At 70.1% G+C, this 20,465-nt stretch carries 22 protein-coding genes and 1 tRNA gene; 11 read left to right on the top strand and 12 right to left on the bottom strand.

Going from position 1 to position 20,465, the window contains the following annotated elements; all coding sequences use genetic code 11:
• The first annotated feature begins 361 nt into the window (after positions 1-361).
• The 5 genes from A4R43_RS31730 to A4R43_RS31710 are packed head-to-tail and all read left to right on the top strand — an operon-like array spanning position 362 to position 4,721.
• Positions 362-724: a DUF742 domain-containing protein gene (locus A4R43_RS31730; RefSeq protein WP_113695449.1), complete on the top strand. Its 363-nt coding sequence runs from the start codon at positions 362-364 to the stop codon at positions 722-724.
• A 21-nt stretch (positions 725-745) separates the two neighbouring features.
• Entirely contained in the window at positions 746-1,729 is a 984-nt protein-coding gene (locus tag A4R43_RS31725) for a cation diffusion facilitator family transporter (RefSeq protein ID WP_113695448.1), read from the top strand.
• Between the two features lie 40 nt (positions 1,730-1,769).
• Positions 1,770-2,372, top strand: a complete 603-nt coding sequence (locus A4R43_RS31720; RefSeq protein ID WP_113695447.1) for a TetR/AcrR family transcriptional regulator — start codon at positions 1,770-1,772, stop codon at positions 2,370-2,372.
• On the top strand, positions 2,356-3,963 hold the full coding sequence (locus tag A4R43_RS31715; RefSeq protein ID WP_113695446.1) for an acyl-CoA dehydrogenase family protein: 1,608 nt from the start codon (positions 2,356-2,358) through the stop codon (positions 3,961-3,963). The genes A4R43_RS31720 and A4R43_RS31715 overlap by 17 nt, the downstream gene beginning before the upstream one ends.
• Positions 3,960-4,721 (top strand): crotonase/enoyl-CoA hydratase family protein, encoded by a 762-nt coding sequence (locus A4R43_RS31710; protein ID WP_113695445.1) that lies wholly within the window; start codon positions 3,960-3,962, stop codon positions 4,719-4,721. Before A4R43_RS31715 ends, A4R43_RS31710 begins: the two co-directional genes overlap by 4 nt.
• Here A4R43_RS31710 and A4R43_RS31705 read toward each other — a convergent pair.
• From A4R43_RS31705 to A4R43_RS31690, 4 genes are all read right to left on the bottom strand, one after another.
• A complete protein-coding gene (locus A4R43_RS31705; RefSeq protein WP_236808399.1) occupies positions 4,718-5,413 on the bottom strand; it encodes a CAP domain-containing protein in 696 nt (231 codons plus the stop codon). The genes A4R43_RS31710 and A4R43_RS31705 overlap by 4 nt on opposite strands.
• 58 nt (positions 5,414-5,471) lie before the next feature.
• Positions 5,472-7,550: a DUF7507 domain-containing protein gene (locus A4R43_RS31700; protein WP_162788656.1), complete on the bottom strand. Its 2,079-nt coding sequence runs from the start codon at positions 7,548-7,550 to the stop codon at positions 5,472-5,474.
• A gap of 69 nt (positions 7,551-7,619) precedes the next feature.
• Positions 7,620-8,201, bottom strand: a complete 582-nt coding sequence (dcd, locus tag A4R43_RS31695; protein ID WP_113695443.1) for a dCTP deaminase — start codon at positions 8,199-8,201, stop codon at positions 7,620-7,622.
• 20 nt (positions 8,202-8,221) lie between these two features.
• On the bottom strand, positions 8,222-9,421 hold the full coding sequence (locus tag A4R43_RS31690; RefSeq protein ID WP_162788655.1) for an oxygenase MpaB family protein: 1,200 nt from the start codon (positions 9,419-9,421) through the stop codon (positions 8,222-8,224).
• 123 nt (positions 9,422-9,544) lie between these two features.
• Between A4R43_RS31690 and A4R43_RS31685 the strand changes: the two genes are divergently transcribed.
• Positions 9,545-9,615: transfer RNA gene (locus A4R43_RS31685), tRNA-Gly, on the top strand.
• Positions 9,616-9,690: 75 nt separating this feature from the next.
• On the opposite strand, the gene A4R43_RS31680 is transcribed toward A4R43_RS31685, so the two are convergent.
• The 6 genes from A4R43_RS31680 to A4R43_RS31655 form a co-directional block, all read right to left on the bottom strand.
• Positions 9,691-10,389, bottom strand: coding sequence for a class I SAM-dependent DNA methyltransferase (locus A4R43_RS31680; protein WP_113698008.1), 699 nt, complete (start codon positions 10,387-10,389; stop codon positions 9,691-9,693).
• 44 nt (positions 10,390-10,433) lie between these two features.
• The gene (locus tag A4R43_RS31675) at positions 10,434-10,757 is read right to left on the bottom strand and encodes an MmcQ/YjbR family DNA-binding protein (RefSeq protein ID WP_113695441.1); all 324 of its coding nucleotides are present in this window, start codon (positions 10,755-10,757) and stop codon (positions 10,434-10,436) included.
• 39 nt (positions 10,758-10,796) lie between these two features.
• Positions 10,797-11,129, bottom strand: a complete 333-nt coding sequence (locus A4R43_RS31670) for a YnfA family protein (RefSeq protein WP_113698007.1) — start codon at positions 11,127-11,129, stop codon at positions 10,797-10,799.
• Entirely contained in the window at positions 11,126-12,109 is a 984-nt protein-coding gene (locus A4R43_RS31665) for a hypothetical protein (RefSeq protein ID WP_113695440.1), read from the bottom strand. Before A4R43_RS31665 ends, A4R43_RS31670 begins: the two co-directional genes overlap by 4 nt.
• A complete protein-coding gene (locus tag A4R43_RS31660) occupies positions 12,106-12,603 on the bottom strand; it encodes a SigE family RNA polymerase sigma factor (protein ID WP_113695439.1) in 498 nt (165 codons plus the stop codon). Before A4R43_RS31660 ends, A4R43_RS31665 begins: the two co-directional genes overlap by 4 nt.
• Before the next feature lie 64 nt (positions 12,604-12,667).
• On the bottom strand, positions 12,668-14,371 hold the full coding sequence (locus A4R43_RS31655) for a bifunctional metallophosphatase/5'-nucleotidase (protein WP_113695438.1): 1,704 nt from the start codon (positions 14,369-14,371) through the stop codon (positions 12,668-12,670).
• Positions 14,372-14,573: 202 nt separating this feature from the next.
• Here A4R43_RS31655 and A4R43_RS44660 point away from each other — a divergent pair, with 202 nt between their 5' ends.
• Complete coding sequence (locus A4R43_RS44660; RefSeq protein ID WP_113695437.1) at positions 14,574-15,563, top strand: VanZ family protein; 990 nt, start codon at positions 14,574-14,576, stop codon at positions 15,561-15,563.
• On the opposite strand, the gene A4R43_RS31645 is transcribed toward A4R43_RS44660, so the two are convergent.
• Complete coding sequence (locus A4R43_RS31645; RefSeq protein WP_113695436.1) at positions 15,557-15,931, bottom strand: VOC family protein; 375 nt, start codon at positions 15,929-15,931, stop codon at positions 15,557-15,559. The two genes, A4R43_RS44660 and A4R43_RS31645, sit on opposite strands and share 7 nt — an antisense overlap.
• Positions 15,932-15,974: 43 nt before the next feature.
• On the opposite strand from A4R43_RS31645, the gene mug reads away from it, so the two are divergent.
• The 4 genes from mug to A4R43_RS31625 all read left to right on the top strand — a co-directional run bounded on the left by mug (position 15,975) and on the right by A4R43_RS31625 (position 19,977).
• A complete protein-coding gene (gene mug / locus A4R43_RS31640; protein ID WP_418190759.1) occupies positions 15,975-16,532 on the top strand; it encodes a G/U mismatch-specific DNA glycosylase in 558 nt (185 codons plus the stop codon).
• Positions 16,533-16,789: 257 nt separating this feature from the next.
• A complete protein-coding gene (locus A4R43_RS31635; RefSeq protein WP_113695434.1) occupies positions 16,790-17,587 on the top strand; it encodes a response regulator transcription factor in 798 nt (265 codons plus the stop codon).
• A gap of 156 nt (positions 17,588-17,743) precedes the next feature.
• On the top strand, positions 17,744-19,588 hold the full coding sequence (locus A4R43_RS31630; protein ID WP_113695433.1) for an acyl-CoA dehydrogenase: 1,845 nt from the start codon (positions 17,744-17,746) through the stop codon (positions 19,586-19,588).
• Positions 19,589-19,701: 113 nt separating this feature from the next.
• Positions 19,702-19,977 carry a GlsB/YeaQ/YmgE family stress response membrane protein gene (locus A4R43_RS31625; RefSeq protein WP_113695432.1) on the top strand — a complete coding sequence of 92 codons (276 nt, stop codon included), beginning with the start codon at positions 19,702-19,704 and terminating at the stop codon, positions 19,975-19,977.
• Between the two features lie 43 nt (positions 19,978-20,020).
• Here A4R43_RS31625 and A4R43_RS31620 read toward each other — a convergent pair whose 3' ends face one another.
• The gene (locus tag A4R43_RS31620; RefSeq protein ID WP_236808397.1) at positions 20,021-20,395 is read right to left on the bottom strand and encodes a hypothetical protein; all 375 of its coding nucleotides are present in this window, start codon (positions 20,393-20,395) and stop codon (positions 20,021-20,023) included.
• Positions 20,396-20,465: the final 70 nt, after the last annotated feature.

Below are 20,465 nucleotides of genomic sequence, written 5' to 3'. Positions count from 1 at the left end.
GCGCCGGTGTCTTCGCTTCCGATTTCGATCGGCCCCCAAGGCCGAGCGGAATCGGGAGGGAAGACACCGGCTCCCCAGCGACCTCGCCGTCCCGCCGGAGGCGGGACAGATGACATTGTCCGCAACAGACAAGTGGGACGACCGAAATTCAGCTCGCGAAACTTTCCAATGGATCAGTGCGGGTCGTTTTCCCATTTGGCGGATAGACAAGGGCAGTAGCATGAAGTTTCCTCACTGCCAACGTCGCCGGTGAGGCTCATTTGTGCGAGCGGAGGGGCGGCGAATTGTGAACGATTCATCGGGCAGACGGGCCGGCTTGACAATTCCGCACGAGCGGGTCCAGCCACACCGCCGGCCGCAGATGATCCCGGAACCGGTTCCCGAGCAGCGGTCGCTGGTGCGCCCGTACGTGCTGACCAAGGGCCGCACCAAGCCCAAGCGGCACCTCGCGGTGGAGACGATGATCTCCACCAGGGCGTGCGCGCAGTGGCGGGACAGCAGGCTGGGGGCCGAGTACCACTCGGTGCGGGCGGTGTGCGCCGAACCGCGGTCGGTCGCCGAGGTCGCCGCGCGGCTGCGCGTGCCGCTGGGGGTGGCCAGGGTGCTGCTGGGGGACATGGCCGAACAGGGCCTGGTGTCGGTGCACGGCGCGGTCACCACCCCGGGCACGCGGCCCGATCTCGCGCTGATGGAACGCGTGCTCACCGGCCTGCGGCGACTCTGAACCGCGCTTACCATCGCCCGCGTGGCAAGCGAGAACGGTGGGGAAAGCACGCTGACCGTGCTGCTGGCCGGCGGGGTGAACCTGGCCATCGCGGTGCTGAAGGCGATCGCCGGGGTGATCACCGGCTCGTCGGCGATGATGTCCGAGGCCGCGCATTCGGTGGCCGACACGATCACCGAGGTGCTGCTGCTCACCGCGTTGCGCCGGTCAGGCAGGCCGGCCGACCGCGTGCACCCGTTCGGGTACGGCAAGGAGCGGTACTTCTGGGCGTTGCTGGCCGCGGTTTCGATCTTCGCCTCGGGCGCGATGTTCGCCTTCTACCAGGGCGTCACCACGGTGTTCGGCGAGCCGGTCGAGCAGGAGAGCCCGCTGGTCGCCTACGGCGTGCTGGCCATCGCGTTCGCGCTGGAGTCGGTGTCGTGGCTGCAGGCGCTGCGGCAGGTCCGGCGCGAGTCGGCGGAGGAGCACCGCTCGGTCGCCGAGCACCTGCGGCTGATCGACGACCCGGCGCCGAAGACCGTGTTGTTCGAGGACTCGGCCGCGTTGCTCGGCATCCTGCTCGCCTTCGCCGGGATCGGCCTGCACCACGTCACCGGGTCCGCGATCTGGGACGGGCTCGCGTCGATCGCCATCGGCGCGCTGCTGGCGGTGGTCGCCTACACCCTCGGCCGCACGAACCGCGGGCTGCTGATCGGGCGGCAGGCGGATCCGGTGCTGGTCCGCGGTGTCCGCGACCACCTGGCCGCCGCGCCCGAGGTGGAGGCGCTGGTCGACCTGCAGACCATGCTGCTCGGCACCGACCAGGTGCTGGTCTGCGCGCGGCTGGACTTCGTGGACACGATCAACGCCGGTGAGCTGGAACGGGTCTGCGTCCGGCTGGCGGCCGAGTTATCCACGCGGTTCCACGACGTCACCGAGGTCTTCCTGGAACCCGTGCCGCGGACCGACGCGGCACTGCGGTCGGCGGTGCTCGAGCGGTACGGCGACTGGAAACCGTCGGCCTGACCCCCTTGCGCGAAGGAATGAATCGTCGTTCAATCCTTGCATGCCGTATCGCCGCACGCCCAAGGTCCAGGCACGCCTGGACTCGCAGCGCGACCGGATCCTCGCCACCGCGATCGAGCTGCTCGCCGAGCACGGGTACGCGGGCTGCTCGATGGCGGCCGTGGCGAGCCGGGCGGGGGTGGCCACGGGCAGCGTGTACCGGCACTTCCCCGGCAAGGCCGAGCTGGTGGTGGAGGTCTTCCGCGAGGTGGTGACCCGCGAAGTCGCCGCGGTCGAGGCGGCCTCGGCCCAGCCGGGTGAGTTCACCGAGCGCATCGTCGCGGTGTTCGACACCTTCGCCACCCGGGCGCTCAAGGCACCCCGCCTGGCCTACGCCCTGCTCGCGGAACCCGTGGACGCCCCGATCGAGGCCGAGCGCCTGGTCTTCCGCCGGGCGTTCCGCGACGTGGTCGCCCGCCGGATCACCGAGGGGATCCGCGCCGGGCAGCTGCCACCGCAGGATGCCGAGGTCACTGCGGCCGCACTGGTCGGCGCGGCCGCGGAAGTCCTGATCGGACCGCTCACCGGCGCGGAGAACGCGCTGCCCGCCCTGCGAACCTTCGTCCAGCGCGCACTAGGAGGACCCGATGCCAGCCACCCATGAGGTCACCAACCAGGTCCCGGTGCTCACCGGCTACAACGTGGCCGACGACCCGGCGCTGCTGGCCGGGCTGCACCGCGAAGGCGCCGGATGGGCCGAGCCGGAGCTGCGTGAGCTGGGCGCGCTGGCCGGCGGTGAGCAGGCGCAGGAGTGGGGCAGGCTGGCCAACGAGAACCCGCCGAAGCTGCGGACCCACGACCGCGTCGGCCACCGGATCGACGAGGTCGAGTTCCACCCGCACTGGCACGACCTGATGAACGTCGCGGTGTCGCACGGGCTGCACGGAACGCCGTGGCAGGACGACCGGCCGGGCACGCACGTCGCGCGGGCGGCCAAGTTCTACACCTGGGGCCAGGTCGAAGCCGGGCACAGCTGCCCGATCTCGATGACCTACGCGGCCGTGCCCGCGCTGCGGCACAACCCGGAGCTGGCCGCGGTCTACGAACCGCTGCTGGCCGCCCGCGAGTACGACTACGGCCTGCGTGAACCGCGCGGCAAGCGCGGGCTGATCGCGGGCATGTCGATGACCGAGAAGCAGGGTGGTTCGGACGTCCGCGCGAACACCACGACCGCGCGGCCGGTGGCGGACGGGTACGTGCTCACCGGGCACAAGTGGTTCACGTCGGCGCCGATGTCGGACCTGTTCCTGACGCTCGCGCAGGCCCCCGGCGGGCTGTCGTGCTTCCTGCTGCCGCGGGTGCTGCCCGACGGCACGCGCAACCGCATCCACCTGCAGCGGCTGAAGGACAAGCTGGGCAACCGGTCCAACGCCTCGGCCGAGATCGAGTACGACAACGCGGTCGGCTGGCTGGTCGGCGAGGAGGGCCGCGGGGTACGGACCATCATCGAAATGGTGAACATGACCCGCCTGGACTGCGTGCTGGGCAGCGCTTCCGGCCTGCGGTACGGCGTGGTGCGCGCGGTGCAGCACGCCGAGCACCGCAACGCCTTCGGCAGGCGGCTGGTGGAGCAGCCGCTGATGACCAACGTGCTGGCCGACCTGGCACTGGAGGCCGAAGCGGCGACAACCGTCGCGATGCGACTCGCCGGGGCCACCGACCGGCCCGGCGAAGCGGCGTTCCGGCGGCTCGGGCTCGCGGTGACGAAGTACTGGGTGTGCAAGCGCGCGCCCATGCACGCGGCCGAAGCGCTGGAATGCCTCGGCGGCAACGGTTACATCGAGGAATCCGGCATGCCGCGGTTGTTCCGCGAATCACCGCTGATGTCCATTTGGGAGGGTTCCGGAAACGTCGCCGCACTGGACGCGTTGCGCGCGATGGCCAAGCAGCCGGATTCGGTGGACGCGTTTTTCACCGAGGTCGAATCGGCGGCGGGCGCGGATTCCCGATTGGACGATGCGATCGCCGCGGTGCGCAAGGAACTCGCCGATTTCGAGCAGATCGAATACCGCGCGCGGCGCATCGTCGAATCGCTCGCCCTGGTGTTGCAGGGCTCGCTGCTGGTGCGGCACGCGCCGACGGCGGTCGCGGACGCGTTCTGCGCCTCGCGCTTCGGCGGTGACTGGGGCATCGCGTTCGGCACGCTGCCGCCGGGGTCCGATGTGGACGCCATCATCGAGCGGGCCCGGGTATGAGCGTGGTCCGGACCGAGTCCACCGGACCGGTCACCACGATCATCCTGTCCCGGCCGGAGAAGCGGAACGCGGTGGACGGGCCGACCGCCACCGCGCTGGCGGACGCCTTCCGCGCCTTCGACGCCGATCCGGAGGCGCGGGTGGCGGTGCTGTGGGGCGAGGGCGGCACGTTCTGCGCCGGTGCCGATCTGAAGGCGATCGGCACGCCGGAAGGCAACCAGGTCACCGAATCCGGCGACGGGCCGATGGGCCCGACCAGGTTGCGCCTGGGCAAGCCGGTGGTGGCCGCGGTGGCCGGGCACGCCGTGGCGGGCGGGCTGGAGCTGGCGATCTGGTGCGACCTGCGGGTGGCCGAGGAGGACGCGGTGTTCGGTGTCTACTGCCGCCGGTGGGGCGTGCCGCTGATCGACGGCGGCACCGTCCGGCTGCCGCGGCTGATCGGCACCAGCCAAGCGATGGACCTGATCCTGACCGGCCGCGGAGTGCCCGCCGACGAGGCGCACCGGATGGGCCTGGTCAACCGGGTGGTGCCGACCGGGCAGTCACGCGCCGAAGCCGAGCGGCTGGCCGCGCAGATCGCCGCCTTCCCGCAGACCTGCCTGCGCGAGGACCGGCTGTCCGTGCTGGAGCAGGAGGGTCTGTCCGAAGAGGACGCCATGGCGGGCGAGCTGCGGCACGGCTTCGTGTCGCTGTCGTCGGGCGCGCTGGAGGGCGCCCAGCGGTTCAGCGCCGGGGCCGGTCGGCACGGGGAGTTCTAGTAGCCGAAGTTCTGCGTCCAGTACCAGCCGTCGGTGGTCACACCGACCCCGATCATGGTCAGCTCGCAGTTGAGGATGTTCCGCCGGTGGCCGTCGGAGTTCATCCACATCTTCATCGTCTGCTCGGCGGTGGTGGAGCCCTTCGCGATGTTCTCCGCGCCCGGCTTCGGATAACCGGCCTTCTTGATGCGCTGGTCGAAGGTGACGCCCTCGGGTGTGGTGTGCGAGAAGTAGTTCCGCGCCGACATGTCGTCGCTGTGTGCCTGCGCGGCCTGCACCAGGCGGTTGTCCACGCCCACGTCACCGCAGCCCGCCTTCGCGCGCTCCTGGTTCACCAGCGCGACGACCTGCGCGCCCTTCGAGCTGTCCGCGGGCTTGGCCTTGGTGGTCTTCTCGGCCGACGAGCTGGGAGCGCTGCTGCTTTCCGGCGGCGGTTCGCTGCTGCTCGGCGGAGCCGTCGAGGACGAGGGCGGTGGGGTCGTCGTGGTGGTGACCGGCGGCGTGGTCGCCGTGGTCTGCTGCGCCGCGCGGAAGGCGCTGAGGTCGTCGGTGACCCGCTGGTCGTGGAGAGCCTGCGCGTCGGCCTGGGCGTGCTGGTCCAGCGTCAGGTAACCACCGGCGGCCAGCGCGCCACCCAGCAAAACGCCCAGCACCACGGAAAGTGACTTCTTGCGCGGGTTCACGGCAGGCACGAGCCGGGAAATTACCACCAAAGCATGATCATGTAACCCCTACGGAAGCAGAGGGTGTTTAGTTCACGTGCTTTTGACCACGCCGTGAAACCAGCACCAGCGCCGCCCCCGCGAGCAGCAGGACCAGCCCGCCGGCCACCGTCGGCAACGCGTCGACACCCGTGCTGGCCAGCGACTTCGCCGCGGTCTGCTTCGGCGTGCCGCTGCCGCCCGACTGGTTGGCCGCCCCGCCGCCGACCTGCACGACCGCGGTGTCCGAGTCGGTCAGCTCGGCTGCCTTCCCATTGGTGTCCGGGCTCGCCTTGGCGTTCGCCGTGTTGCTCAGTTCACCGCTGCTCGGCGCCGGGGTCGTGCAGGTCCAGGTGCGTGCCTCGCCGGGGTCGAGCGCCTCGAACGAGCGGTCACAGGCAGCCAGGGTGGGATCGGTCACCGCCACCGGCGCGAGCACGGTGTTGCCGGTGTTCTTGGCGGTCAGCGTGAAGGTGACGGTGGCGCCGGCGGCCACCTTCGCCACGTCGGCGTCCTTGGTCAGCTCCAGGCCGGGCTTGGCCGCACGCAGCATCAGCTCGTCGGTCGAGTGGAACTCGCCGCCGAGCGGGTCAGTGCCGACGACCTTGACGAAGTAGACCAGGTCCTGGTCGGCCATGGTGAACTCGCACGGCACCTCGTGCCGCTGACCCGGCTCCAGCTTGCCGATCTCCGCCGCGCAACCGGTCAGCGGATCCTCGACGGTGACATCGGTCAGCACCGCGTCCCCGCTGTTGGTCACCTCGACCACCAGCGCGGCCTGCTGCCCGGGGTTCACCGGCTTCACCGGCCCGGTCAGCTTCGCGGTGATGCCCGGCCCGAGCACGTCGATCTCGACGTCGTCGGCCGTCTTCGCCACCTTGCCGCCGAGCGGATCGACCGCGGTCGCCGCGGCCTTGCTGGTCACGTCCTGCTCGGCGACGAAGGTGCAGGTGCGGGCCTCGGTCGCCTGGGGCGCCAGCTCGGCCAGCTCGAACACGCAGGACGGGCCACCGGTCACCTGGACGTCGGTCAGCGGCACGTCACCGGTGTTGGACACCTTCAGCTCGACGGTCACTTCGCCGCCCGGGTACAGCTGCTTGGGCGTCACTTCCTGAACCAGGTCCAGCCGCGGGTGGATCACGTCGAGCTGACTGGTCGCCGCACTGCTCAACGGCTTCCCGTCTTCTTGGACGATGGCGCTCGCGAGCGTTTTGGCCTCGGTGTCCTCCTTGGCCGTCATCGCGCACGGGTACGCCTGGGAGGTGCCAGCCAGCAGGAGCGCGATCGTGCGAGCGCACTCGGGCGCCTGCTCGTCGGTGATCTTCACGTCCGTCAGGTCGAGATCGCCGGTGTTGGCCACCTCCACCTGGAACACCACGGAATCGCCGACCCGGAACGGCCCGCCCGCCATCTTCTTCGTCAGGGACAGGCCTGGGTTGATCACCGTCAGGTGCTGCTCGGCCGAAGCCACCACCACCCGGTTCGTGCCGTCGGCGCCGTTGGCTCGAATCGTTTTGTCGATGCTCTCCGTGGCGGTGAAGGTGCACTTCTCGGTCTTCGAAGCCCCGGCTTCGAGCTTGCCGAAGTTCCGGGCGCAGTTCGGGTCCACCGTCTTGACGCCCCAGAGCGGGGAGTCGCCGGTGTTGGTGACCGTCAGCGTGAGATCGGTGGTTTCGCCCTTGCGAGCGGTCTTCGGGCCGTTCACCTCCAGTGCCAGTCCGGGGTGGATCACGTCCACCGCGGCGCTGGCCGTCGCCTCCACGCGGCGACCGGCGGGCGGGCGCGCGGTCACCGTCGCCACGTTGGTGAAGTCCGCGTCGGGCGCGGCGGCGAAGCAGCCGTAACCCCAGACCCCGCCCGGTTCCAGCGGCTCGACCCGGCTCTGCGCGCATCCCGGCGTGCTCGGGTCGGCCACCGTGACGCGCGCGAGCGGCACGTCACCGGTGTTGCGCACGGTGAGCTGGAAGGTGACCTGGTCGCCGGTGCGGAACGGCCCGCCGACGACCTCCTTGGTCAGTTCGATGCCCGGTTGGTCCGCGGCGGTCGCGGGGGTCACCGCAAAAACCGCCGGGCCGCCGAGTGCCACCAACAACGCCACGCCCATACGGGCCAGCCCGGCCTTGCGCACGAAACCCCCATCGCCAGCCAGTGGATACTGCCGACTATTCGCCGGAATGGGGGAACTCGTTACAGCCGATCAGCGTTTGGTGTCGATTCGGTGAAAGTTCTGGTAGGCGCGGCTCGGCGTCGGGCCCCGCTGGCCCTGGTACCGGGAACCGGCCTGCGCCGAGCCGTACGGGTGCTCCGCCGGGCTGTTCAGCATGAACAAGCACATCTGGCCGATCTTCATGCCCGGCCACAGGGTGATCGGCAGGTTGGCCACATTGGACAGTTCGAGGGTGATGTGGCCGGAGAAGCCGGGGTCGATGAACCCGGCGGTGGAGTGCGTGAGCAGGCCGAGCCTGCCCAGCGACGACTTGCCCTCGAGCCTGCCCGCGAGGTCGTCCGGCAGCTTGAAGCTCTCGAAGGTGGAGCCGAGCACGAATTCGCCGGGGTGCAGCACGAACGGCTCGTCGCCGTCCTTCTCCACCATGGAGGTCAGCTCGTCCTGCTGGAGGCGCGGGTCGATGTGGGTGTACTTGGTGTTGTTGAAGACCCGGAAGAAGCGGTCGAGCCGGACGTCGATGCTGGACGGTTGCAGCATCGACGGGTCGAAGGGGTCGACGCCGAGCCGTCCGGATTCGACGCCTTTGCGGAGGTCTCGGTCACTGAGCAGCACGGGCCCAGGTTAGCCGGGCCTCAGGCGGCGGGCCGCATGTGCTGGGCGTAGGTGGTGTCGATCTCGAACAGTTTCGCGAGGTGGGTGACGTAGGCGCGGCGCTCGGCCAGCCCGATGCGCTCCTGGAGCGCGGTCAGGCCGGGCACCGAGCGGCGGACGGTCTCGGCCGCGAAGACGGCCCCGGCCGCGGCGACCACCGCGCCCTGCGCGATGCGGTCGTCGGGCAGTCCGAGGAAGTCGGCGTTGGCCTTGCCGAGCACCAGCCTGCTGATCGAGGAGTGCACCCGGACCGAGACGTGCGACAGCACCTTGCCGACCGCCCCGCGCCCGCGGCCGACGTCTGCGTGGGCCTTGAGCAGGGCCTTGGCCAGGCGTTTCGAGTCGTCGTCGGGAATGAACTCGGTGACGGCGAGCAGCCAGAGCAGGCGCCAGGCGTCGCGCTCGCCGGCGGGCAGCAGTTCCTCGTCGACGCCCATCAGCCAGCCGGCGTAGCGCCAGAGGTGCAGGATGTCGGCGCGTTCGCGGGCGGTGTAGCGGATGCCGAGCAGCTGGGTGCCGAAGACGAAGACCAGGGAGAACAGCAGCAGCGTGCCGGTGGTCTGCACCTGGTTGATCGGGCGGTCCCAGTTGGCGTAGTCCCAGTCGGCCCGCCGGTTCATCGCGGCGCGGACGTGCGCGTGCACGAGCCGGACACGCAGCGCGGCGGCGTAACCCTGGGCGCCGGGCTTGAGCGCGCCGGGCGTGGTGACCTCGATCCACCAGGTCGCCGTCTCGACCAGTCGCTTTGTCGCCATGTGCTCGATGGCCCCGGTGCCGACCAGGGATTTGGTCGCGCGTGACGCGAGGTAACCGCCCATCAGCGCCATGTCGCCGAGCGGGAAGAGGCCGAGCAGCCCGGTGCGCACGATCGCCCGCGCGCCGCGCTCGATGCTGGCCCGGTCGACCCAGTACGGCGTCGCCTCGACTGAGCGGAAGAACCTGGCCAGTTCCTCGGGCGGGTCTTCGATGCTGTCGATGCCGTCGGTGAGCGCGCGGTCGAACAGGGGTCGCGTTCCGGGGTGCTCGCGCATCATCGTCACCACCGCGTCGGCGGCGGGATCCTCGGCCTGCGCGAACTCCCGCAGGCGGCGGATCTGCCGCTCGTCACCGCGGAGGTCACCGTCGGCGAACCGGGCCGCCAGCCGGAAGCCACCATGGCGGAACAACTCGGGATCGGTCACCACGCGCCTCACCACCTTCAGACAACAAGTGTTGTCACTTGCCGGGGGCCACGTCAAGGCGGTAGGTTCCAGGGAGGCCGGAGCAGACCACGGAACGGCACCGTGTATGCTCGGTCGAGTACTGCGGATGTAGTTCAATGGTAGAACATCAGCTTCCCAAGCTGAATACGCGGGTTCGATTCCCGTCATCCGCTCGGCAAAAGGCCGGGTGTGCATTCTTGGAATGCACACCCGGCCTTTTTTGCGCCGCCCTAGTCCGAAGTGGACGGTCAAGGTTCCTTGTGGAACACGTAGGCCGCCGATACCGGGTGGTTGCGGTACTTCGCCCACTTCGGTTTGAGGGTGGTCCAGCGGTCGTCCACCACGGCTTCGCGGAATTCGGCCAGGCGCCAGCCGGCGGCCAGTGCGGCGGTGATGTGGTCGCTCACCAGGTGCACGGTGGTGGAGATGGCGATCGACTCGCCCGACGCGTCGGTGAAGTGGGTGGGCATGCCCGACGCCATGATGAAGTGCGGGTGCAGCCCCACCAGTGCGAAGTGCGCGTCCGGCGCCGCCACCCGGTAGGCCTCGCGGTACAGCGGGGCGAGGTCCGGCAGGTGCTCGTCGATCAGGGAGGCGATCAGCAGGTCGTAGGTCCCGCCCGGCAGACCGGTGTTGGTGACGTCGCCTTCCGTCAGGTTGTCGTGCGCGCCCCGCGCCCGCGCGGCCGCCAGCATTTCCGGGGTCAGGTCCACGCCGTCGATCGACGCCACGCCGTGCCGCCGCAGCCACGCGCCGGTCCGGCCGGTGCCGCAGCCCAGGTCCAGCGCCCTGGTCGCCTTCGACCACCGCGGCACGGTCAGCTCGTCCAGCACCGCGATGTCCATCTCGTCCTGGACGGTGTCCTCGTAGGTACCGACCCACTGGCCGTACCCCGTGCGCACGTCGACCGTGCGATACCCGCGTGAATCGAAGCTGTCGAACTCCATGCGGCCGAGTATGGCGATCACGCCACGCCCGCCCAAACCGAATATCAGCGCAGCCGCGCCGGTGCCTTCAGCCGCCACGCGTCCTCGATCAGCTCGGCCAGCTGCCGCTGGTCCACCTTCGCCAGGTCGACCAGGATCGCGCCGTAACCGTCGTAGTGCGGGGTGGTGTAGAACGCCGGATCACCCGACGCCAGCAGCGCTTCCTTCTCGCTCAGCTCGCACATCAGCACGAGCCCGCCGTCGGCCTCGGTGCGCAGCCGGGCGAACGACTTGCCGGCGACCTTCAGCGACGGCGTCCGGTACGAAGTGGACTCTTCGACCTCCGGCAGCCGCTTCGCCAGCGCGACCGCGTCTTCCCAGGTAGGCATGCCCCCATTCTCCGCACGGTGGCTTGGAAGAACGGGAACTCACGACCGCGGCGAGTACATGATCACCGCGACCCCCACCAGGCAGATCGCCGCGCCGGCCAGGTCGTACCGATCGGGCCGGTAGCCGTCCAGCACCACACCCCACAGCAGCGAACCGGCCACGAAGATCCCGCCGTACGCGGCGAGGATCCGGCCGAAGTGCGCGTCCGGCTGCAGGGTGGCGACAAAGCCGTACGCCCCCAGGGCCACCACACCGCCGAGCATCCACAGCCACCCGCGCTGCTCCCGCACGCCCTGCCAGACCAGCCACGCGCCGCCGATCTCGGCCAGCGCGGCCACCACGAACAGGGCCAGCGAACGCACCACCGTCAACGCGCACCCACCCACGAGAAATCGACCGCCGAATTGAGCACGATCTTCTCAGCCACCTCGACCAGCGCCGACTCCCAGGCCGGTCCCTGGACCCCGTACTGCGCGGGTGGTGTGCGCAGCACCAGCCACCGGCCGTCGCCGAGCGGCACGCTCAGCGCCGCGCCGGTCTCCGGCTGGAACGGCACGAAGGTGCCGCGGAGGCCGCGCACCGGCACCTCGTAGCCACCGGGGAGATCCGACGGCGCCGGGGCGATCACGGCGTCCAGTTCCTTCCAGTTCCCGCCGATCCCGGAGTCGCTCACGGTGGTGGTGGCGGTCGCGGGCGAACTGCCGCCGACCGTGACCTCCACCCGTTCCGGCGCCAGCCCGAGGTCGAACTGGGGGGTGAGCACGTCCTCGGACTCGTGCACCGATTCGGCGACTCGCTGCGCGAACGACCGCGCGCCGGGCACGGCGGTGAACAGCAGCCCCAGCCGGACGTCCGGCTTCGGCAGCCAGCTGAGCAGGACCCGGTCGGGATCGTCGGTCCGCTCGAAGGCGCCGGGCGAACCGTGCACGCTCACCCTGTCCGCGGGCGGTGCGTCGGCGAGGTCACCGGTCCACACCGGATTCCGGCCGCCCACCTGCACCATCAGGGAGATCGTGGCCGGGCCCGAGGTCCAGGTCCGGGTCTGGAGATGGCCGTACGACGAGGTCCGGCTGGTCTCGGCGTACCCGTCGGGCAGCCAGCCGGCGTCGTAGCGCATCGGCAGCCCGGCCAGCTCGCGCTGGGCGAACCCGGCCACCGGCGCGGTGGTCGAAGGGGCGAGCAGGGAGGTCGCGACCAGCGCGAGCGTGACCACCAGCGCCGCGACCACACCCACCACCAGCCCGCGCCGCGACGACGGGCGTTCGGCGGCCAGCGCGTACCGGATCGGATCGCCGTGCGGCGCGCGGTCGGCCTGCTTCGCCAGCGCGTCCCTGATCAGCTCCTCGGTCATGCTTGCTCCGCCTCCAGCTCGATGGCCCGCAGGGTGGTCAGCGCACGGGAGATGTGGCTGCGCACGGTGCCTTCGCGGCAGCCGAGCAGGACCGCGATTTCGGCGTCGGAGCAGTCCTCGTAGTACCGCAGGACCACGGCCGCGCGCTGCTTCGCGGGGAGCGCGGCGATCCCGGCGAGCATCGCGTCCCGCGCGTCGTAGTCGTCGGCGGGATCGTCGCTGCGGCGGCCCAGCGCCTCCAGTTCGGTGTGCGACAGCGACACGTCCGCCCTGGCCCGGCGGCGACGCCAGGACAGGTACTCGTTGGTCACCATCCGCTTCACGTACGCGCCCGGCTGCCCCGTCGCGGCGATCCGCGGCCAGCGCTGCTGGGCCCGCAGCAGCGACTCCTGCACGACGTCCTGCGCCAGGTGGGAGTCGCAGGTGAGCACCGTCGCGTAGCGCAGCAGCGGATCGAGGCGCTGCGCGACGAACTCGTCGAAAGTGGGGCCCACCCCTCAATAACGCACCGGCCCCCCGTTCTGTTGAACGAGGGGCCGGGCGAATTCCGCCGAAAGGTTACGGTTTGACCGTGATGCGGTCCGCTGGCGGCGGGTTCACCCCCGGGTGGGCGCCGAAGTAGGCGATCAGCGCGTCCAGGTCGACCGGGCCACCGGCCAGGTCGGTGCCCTTGGTGAACTCGGTGAAGCCGTCCCCGCCGGCGGCGAGGAAGTTGTTCACCGACACGCGGTAGGTGCCCGCCGGGTCGACCGGCTGGCCGTCGATGGTCAGGCCGGAGACCTTCGACCCCGGCGCCGCCGACGACGAGTACGCGTACTTCAGCGTCGACGAGATCTGCAGGATCCGCGGGGAGGCCTGCTGCCACTGCTGCTCCAGCACGGCCTTCAGGTTCTCGCCGGTCATCGTGATGGTCTGCATGATGTTCGCGAACGGCTGCACGGTGAACGCCTCGCCGTAGGTGACCACGCCGTCGCCCTCACCGGCGGGCGAGGACGCGTACACCAGGTCCGCGCGCACGCCGCCCGGGTTGGTGATGGCGATCTGCGCGCCGTTCGACTTGGTGGCTTCGAGCTGGGCGTCGGCGATCACGCTGCCCAGCGGCATCTCACCGGACGGCGCCGCCGCGCGCAGCAGGTCGCCGGAGATGGTGCCGACCTGCTTGTTCGCGATCGGGGCCGCCTTGACCTTGGCCTCGTCGATCAGCTGCTGCGTGGCCGCGTCCGGGGTGCCGGTGCGGGTGACGATCTCGTTGTGCGCCGTGGACTGCTCCCGCACGACGTCGCGGCTGCGGCGGTCCACCTTGAGGTCCACCACGGACAGCAGGCGGCCGAACGACGCACCCTGGATCATCGTGCGCGGCTTGCCCGACGGGTCGTTGATCGTGCAGTTGTACTGCTGGTGGCTGTGCCCGGTGAAGATCACGTCGACCGACGGCGTGACGTTCTCGGCGATCTTGGTGGCCGGGCCCGGCAGCGTCTTGCAGTCGTCGGGGCCGCCGCCCTCGGTGTTGTCGCCCTGGTGCAGCAGCACCACCTGCGCCTTGATGCCGAGGCGGTCGAGCAGGCCGGCGGTGCGGTTGATCGCCGCCACCTCGTCGCCGAACTTCAGGCCCTTGATCGCCTCGGGCGTGACCACCGTCGGCAGGTCCTTCAGCGTGGCGCCGATGACGCCGATCGGCACGCCGCCGGAGAACTCCACGCTGAACGGCAGCAGCGCCGGGATGCCGTTGTCGAAGGTGACGTTGGCGCCGAGGAAGGGGAACTTCGCACCGCGGTAGCTCTCGCGGAACTGGCAGCCGTCGTCCGGGTGGCAACCGCCGAACTGCATGCGCTGCAGCTCGGCGTAGCCCTCGTCGAACTCGTGGTTGCCGACCACCGACGCCTTCACGCCGATCGAGTTGAGGAACTCGATCGTCGGCTCGTCGTGGAACAACGCGGAGATCACCGGCGAGGCGCCGACGCTGTCCCCGGCGGAGAGCACCACCGAGTTCTTCACCTCGCCACGCAGCCGCTTCACGTGCGACGCCAGGTGGGCGGCGCCACCGGCGTCCACAGTGGACCCGTCCGGCAGGGTGACCCGGCCGGACGAGCCCGACGGCGGTTCGAGATTGCCGTGCAGGTCGTTGAAGGTGATCAGGCGGACATCGGTGGTGGCGGCGGGCGCGGCTGACGCGGGCGCACCCGCCGCGACCAGGCCGAGCGAGGCCAGCACGGCCACCCCGAGGGCGCCTGCTCGCCCGCGCAGGCGGGTAGACGAGATCATTTTTCCTCCGTTTCCGGGCTGGCAGTTTGCCGAACCGGAAGCGGATCCACCAGGGGCGAACGGCGGCCAGTGGGTGAATTCGCGTCCCGGTGCCCCGGCCACCCGGCCGGTGGCCGCCTCGGCCATCTGGCCGACCACCCGGCGGAGCGGGCAGCTTTTCGACTGAAGCGGCCGCGACCTGCGAATTCCTAACGTTCTTGGCATGACGCACGCACAGGCCACCGCCCTCCAGTACGGACTGCTCGCCTTCCTCGCGGTGTGGGGAACGCTGGTCATCCCGCAGGCGATCGTGCAGCACGCCAGGCACGGCCGGATCCGGCCGAAGGGCCTGCTGGCCAGCGCGGTGTTCACCCTGTACGCCTGCCTCGGGCTGGCCGTGGTGCTGCTGCCGCTGCCCGGCCCGGACACCCCGCGGCTGAGCCAGACGGTGCAGCTGGTGCCGTTCCAGTGGGTGGCCGACATCGGCTCCGAGATGAGCAAGCACGGCATGGCCGGGTGGCAGGCGCTGACCACGCTGACCTTCCAGCAGCTCGCGATGAACGTGCTGCTGCTGGTCCCGCTGGGCGTGGTCGCCGGGCTGGCCTGGAAGCGGAGCTTCGCCGGGACCGCGGCGATCGGCTTCGGCGTGTCGCTGGCCATCGAGTTCACGCAGGTGACGGCGAACTTCGGCACCGCGCCGTTCGTCTACCGCATCTTCGACGTGGACGACCTGTTCTCGAACACCATCGGGGCCGCGCTGGGCTGGGTGCTCGCGGCGCTCTACCTCACCCTGCGGGCGGGGGCGGCGTCAGCGGTCGAAGCGCCGGTCGCCCATCGTGGCGGCGAGGCGCGTGGGCGCCAGGGGATCCACTTCGCCGAGCCGCGCCAGCCGAGCCCGGCGCTGGGCCGCGTGGCGGCGGGCCGCACGCCTGTCCTCGCGCAGCACCAGGAACGCGGCGGCCGCGAACACCGCCAGTACCAGGGCCACGACCAGCACAAGCTCCACCACGCCACCTCCACACGCCGCTGTGCGTCAGATCACACAGGCTACGCATTTCGTGGCGACTTGGCCACCGGCCGCAATTTTGGCCGCGCCTCCGGCACGGCGGGCGAGGTCGCTTTTGAGCCGGTCTCCGGGCCGAGGCACGCCATGCCGCTGGGCGGCCTGTCGCGCCTCACCCCAGAGACCGGCGCGACCTCGCGCAATTACTGATCCTGCTGGGGAAGCACGCAGAACTCGTTTCCCTCCGGATCGGCCAGCACGATCCACGGGTGTTCGGGCGCCTCGTCGAGCAGCGAGGCGCCCAGTCCGATGAGCCGGTCGACCTCCGCGCGCTGGTCCCGCTCCACCGGGCCGAGGTCCAGGTGCAGCCGGTTCTTCACCTGCTTCCCCTCCGGCACGGGCTGGAACAGCACCCGCAGCCCGTCCGCGTCGGCCGGGTCGCCGATGGTCAGGTACTCGACACCGTGCGCGTCCTGCCACCGCTCGATCTCGCGGTAGTCCAGCGCGGCGCACCAGAACCCGGCCAGCCGGCCGGCGTCGTGGCAGTCGATGGTCAGTGCCAGAACTTTGGTGGACATCACACCAACGTATCCAGGTGGTCCGCTGTGCACACTTGTTCGCGTGAGACCGACCAGGGAGCAGTTGGCAGCGGCAGGCGGCGGCGAGATCGACGACGTGCTCGCCCCGGGGCTGAAGGTGCTCTTCTGCGGGATCAATCCGGGCCTGTACTCGGGCGCGACCGGGCTGCACTTCGCCAGGCCGGGCAACCGGTTCTGGCCCGCGCTGCACGCGAGCGGGTTCACCCCGCGCCGGTTCCGCCCCGAGGAGCAGCGCGAGCTGCTCGACCTCGGGCTCGGCATCACCAACCTGGCCTCGCGCACCACGGCCAGGGCCGACGAACTGAGCCGGGACGAGCTGCAGCGGGGCGCGCTCGTGCTCACCGAAAAGCTCGCGCGTCACCGCCCGCGCTGGCTGGCGGTGGTCGGCATCACCGCGTTCCGCACGGCGTTCGGCCGTCCGAAAGCGACGGTCGGGCCGCAGGCCGAGCCGATCGCGGAAACGAGGGTCTGGGTGTTACCCAATCCGAGCGGCCTGAACGCACACTGGACGCCCACCGCGCTCGGCGGGGAGTTCCGAAGACTCCGCGTGGCGAGCGAGGCGGAAGACCACTCTCAGTAGCACCCGGCAGGCCGATCCCGCGCCCAGCTTGCGCCGTGGTGGGCCAGGTCACCCAGGTAACTTACTGACAGTCGAATCCGGTAACCCGGATGCGGCCATGAGGGGGATCTCGCGTCACAAGGTCTCCGGCGGTGAGTCACACAAACCAGGAGGTACATCGTCGGCCGGTCCCGGCAGGGGGGACCGGCATGTGGTGCTGGACGGCCGGGGGGCCGGGCGGCACCGGGCGGCGATGCGCGCACGAAGATGGAGATCGCATGACCCGCAGCACCGACCCCAACCGGGCATATCCGCCGGGGCCGATGACCGCCCCGCCGATACCCCCGGTGACCGGCGGCCGCGGTTTCACCGTGGCCGCGGTGGAGTCGGTGCCGATCTTCCGCGACGGCCTGTCCGCGCTCATCCAGCGTTCGCACGGCATGACCTGGGTCGGCCACGCGGCCAACCACCACACCGCGCTGCAGCTGTGCGAGCAGCTGCGGCCGGAGATGATCCTGCTGGACTCCGGGCTGGACCCGAACTGCCACCTGACCCGGCTGCTGGCCTCGGCGGAGCACCCGCCGATCGTGGTGGTGCTGATCCGCGAAGCCACCCGCACCTCGCGGTACCTGACCGCCGCCATCGGCGCCGGTGCGCGTGCCGCGGTGCCGCGGTCCGCCGAGCCGAGACGCGTCATCGAAGCCATGCGGCGCGCCCACCTCGAGACTCGCTACGTCGACCCGGCGCTGGCCGCGCTCGCCGCGCGCCCCAAGCGCCAGCCCGCCGCGGACGGCCGCCCGGCGACCGGCCCGCGTGCGCAGATGCCGCTGTCCCGCCGCGAGTACCAGGTGCTCCAGCTGATCGCCGAGGGCATGGAGAACTCGGCGATCGCCAAGGTGCTCTACCTGTCGGTGGAGACGGTGCGCACGCACGTCAAGAGCATCCTGCGCAAGCTGTCCGCACGGGACCGCACGCACGCGGTGACCACCGCCTTCCGCTCCGGAATCCTCATCACGCACGCCGACGACAGCGCCACCTGCGCGCAGCTTTCGGAGGCCACCCCACCGGCGAAGTGACCGGCATCACATCCATTGGGGAGGATCGTCGATCACATCTGGCTGGTTTCGCTTGCCGCCAGTTACCGACAGGTAATATCCTGAAGTTACCGGCCAGTAGGGCAAGACGGCTAAGGCGTGCCCAACCGGAAACCCCGAGCGACACGGAGCGACGAAATGGGCCACTACAAGAGCAACGTCCGAGACCTCGAGTTCAACCTCTTCGAAGTGCTCGGCGTGCAGGAGCGCCTCGGCAAGGGCGTGCTCGCCGAGTCCGACGAGGAGACCGCCCGCGGCGTGCTGAGCGAGCTCAACAAGCTCGCCGTCGGCCCGCTGGCCGAGTCCTTCGCCGACGCGGACCGCAACCCGCCGGTGTACGACCCCAAGACCTTCTCGGTGAAGCTGCCCGAATCCTTCAAGAAGAGCTACGAGCAGCTGTACGAGGGCGAGTGGTGGCGCCTCGGCCTGACCAACGACCTCGGCGGCTTCGGCCTGCCGCCGACCGTGCAGTGGGCGGCCTCCGAGCTGATCCTCGGCGCGAACCCGCCGCTGTTCATGTACATGGCGGGCCCGAACTTCGCGATGATCGTGAACAAGAACGGGACCGAAGAGCAGAAGCGCTGGGCGCAGCTGATGATCGACAAGTCCTGGGGCGCCACCATGGTGCTCACCGAGCCGGACGCCGGTTCGGACGTGGGCGCCGGGCGCACCAAGGCCGTGCGGCAGGAGGACGGCTCCTGGCACCTCGACGGCGTGAAGCGGTTCATCACCTCGGCCGAGCAGGACCTGACCGAGAACATCATGCACCTGGTGCTGGCCCGTCCCGAGGGCCCCGGCATCGAGACCAAGCCGGGCACCAAGGGCCTGTCGCTGTTCCTGGTGCCGAAGTTCCACTTCGACGGCGAGACCGGTGAGCTGGGCGAGCGCAACGGCGCCTTCGTCACCGGCGTCGAGCACAAGATGGGCATCAAGGTGTCCACCACCTGCGAGCTGACCTTCGGCCAGCACGGCATCCCGGCCAAGGGCTGGCTGCTCGGCGAGGTGCACGACGGCATCGCGCAGATGTTCCAGGTCATCGAGTACGCCAGGATGATGGTCGGCACCAAGGCCATCGCCACGCTGTCCACCGGCTACCTGAACGCGCTGGAGTTCGCCAAGGAGCGCGTGCAGGGCGCCGACCTGCCGAACATGCTGGACAAGACCGCGCCGCGGGTGACCATCACGCACCACCCGGACGTCCGCCGGTCGCTGATGCTGCAGAAGGCCTACGCCGAGGGCCTGCGCGCGGTGTACCTCTACACCGCCTCCTTCCAGGACCAGCTCTGGACCGGCGAGGGCAGCGAGGACGAGCTGAAGCTGGCCGAGCGGGTGAACGACCTGCTGCTGCCGATCGTCAAGGGCGTCGGCTCCGAGCGGGCCACCGAGCAGCTGGTGCAGTCGCTGCAGACGCTGGGCGGCTCCGGCTTCCTGCAGGACTACCCGATCGAGCAGTACATCCGCGACGCGAAGATCGACTCGCTGTACGAGGGCACCACGGCCATCCAGTCGCTGGACTTCTTCTTCCGGAAGATCGTCCGCGACAAGGGCCAGGCGCTCGGCTACATCGCGAACGAGATCACCAAGTTCATCGACGCCGAGAGCGGCAACGGACGGCTCAAGAACGAGCGCGCGCTGCTCAAGCAGGCGCTCGAGGACACCCAGGGCATGCTGGGCGCGATGATCGGGCAGCTGACCTCGTCGCAGGAGGACCCGAAGAACATCTACAAGGTGGGCCAGCACACCGTGCGCCTGCTGATGTCGGCAGGCGACCTGCTGGTCGGCTGGCAGCTGCTGCGCGCGGCGGAGGTGGCCATCGCCAAGCTGGACGGCGGCGCCACGGCCAAGGACACCCCGTTCTACGAGGGCAAGATCGCGGTGGCCTCGTTCTTCGCCAAGACCGTGCTGCCGGAGCTGACCTCGCGGCGCGCGATCGTCGAGGCGGCGGACAACGACCTGATGGACGTGCCGGAAGCCGCGTTCTGATCCTGGTCTCCACTCGAAAGAGCCGGGCGGGGTTCACCCGCCCGGCTCTTTTGTGGTTTGCCCGTCCCCGGCGGAGGTACCCCTGGTCCAGGACGGTGTAAGGGAGACGGCTAATGGAAATCGCAGGCATCATCAGCGCGATCATCGTTGGGCTGATCATCGGCATCCTCGGCCGCCTGGTCGCGCCCGGCAAGCAGGGCATCCCGATCTGGCTGACCCTGATCGTCGGCATCATCGCCGCGTTCATCGGCACCGCGATCGCACGCGGCCTCGGCTACGCGGACACCAAGGGATTCGACTGGCTCGAGCTGATCACGCAGGTGGTCGTGGCGGCCATCGGCGTTTCGCTCGCCGCCGGCCTGTACGGCAGGCGCCGGGTGACGCACTAGGCATGTTGGGCGGCGCGGGAACCCCGCGCCGCCCAACTCCGCGTCACTTGCGGAAGCTCGCGCAGGCCGCGGCCACGTACGACGGCTTCGGCGCCCGCCAGGCCACTTCGAGCCAGCGGTTGTCCTTGACCTGCGTGTTCTTCCCGCCGACGCAGGTGTACTCACCACCGACGACCGGCTTGCCGCACGGCTCTTCGGGTGCGGTCTCGAGATTCACGCAGGTGGTGTAGTTGACGCAGGTCAGCGTGGCCAGCAGGGTCCCGCTGAGCTGCGGCTCGGTACGGACGTTGAGCTTGCAGTCGTTGGTGACCGTCGCGTGCACCAGCGCCGGTCCCTCCCCGGCGCTCGCGGCGGGCGCGAGCCCGATCGACAACCCCACCGCGGCGGCAACCGCCAGCACCTTCCCCAACCTGGACACCCAGCCTCCTCGTACTCCACAACGGACCTCACCCACAGTAGCCATCCGAGGGCCGAGGGCAATTACTCGA

This window comes from Amycolatopsis albispora (assembly GCF_003312875.1).
Lineage (GTDB): Bacteria > Actinomycetota > Actinomycetes > Mycobacteriales > Pseudonocardiaceae > Amycolatopsis > Amycolatopsis albispora.
Note: the sequence above shows the minus strand (reverse complement) of the source record. Positions and strands in the feature narration are given on the sequence as shown.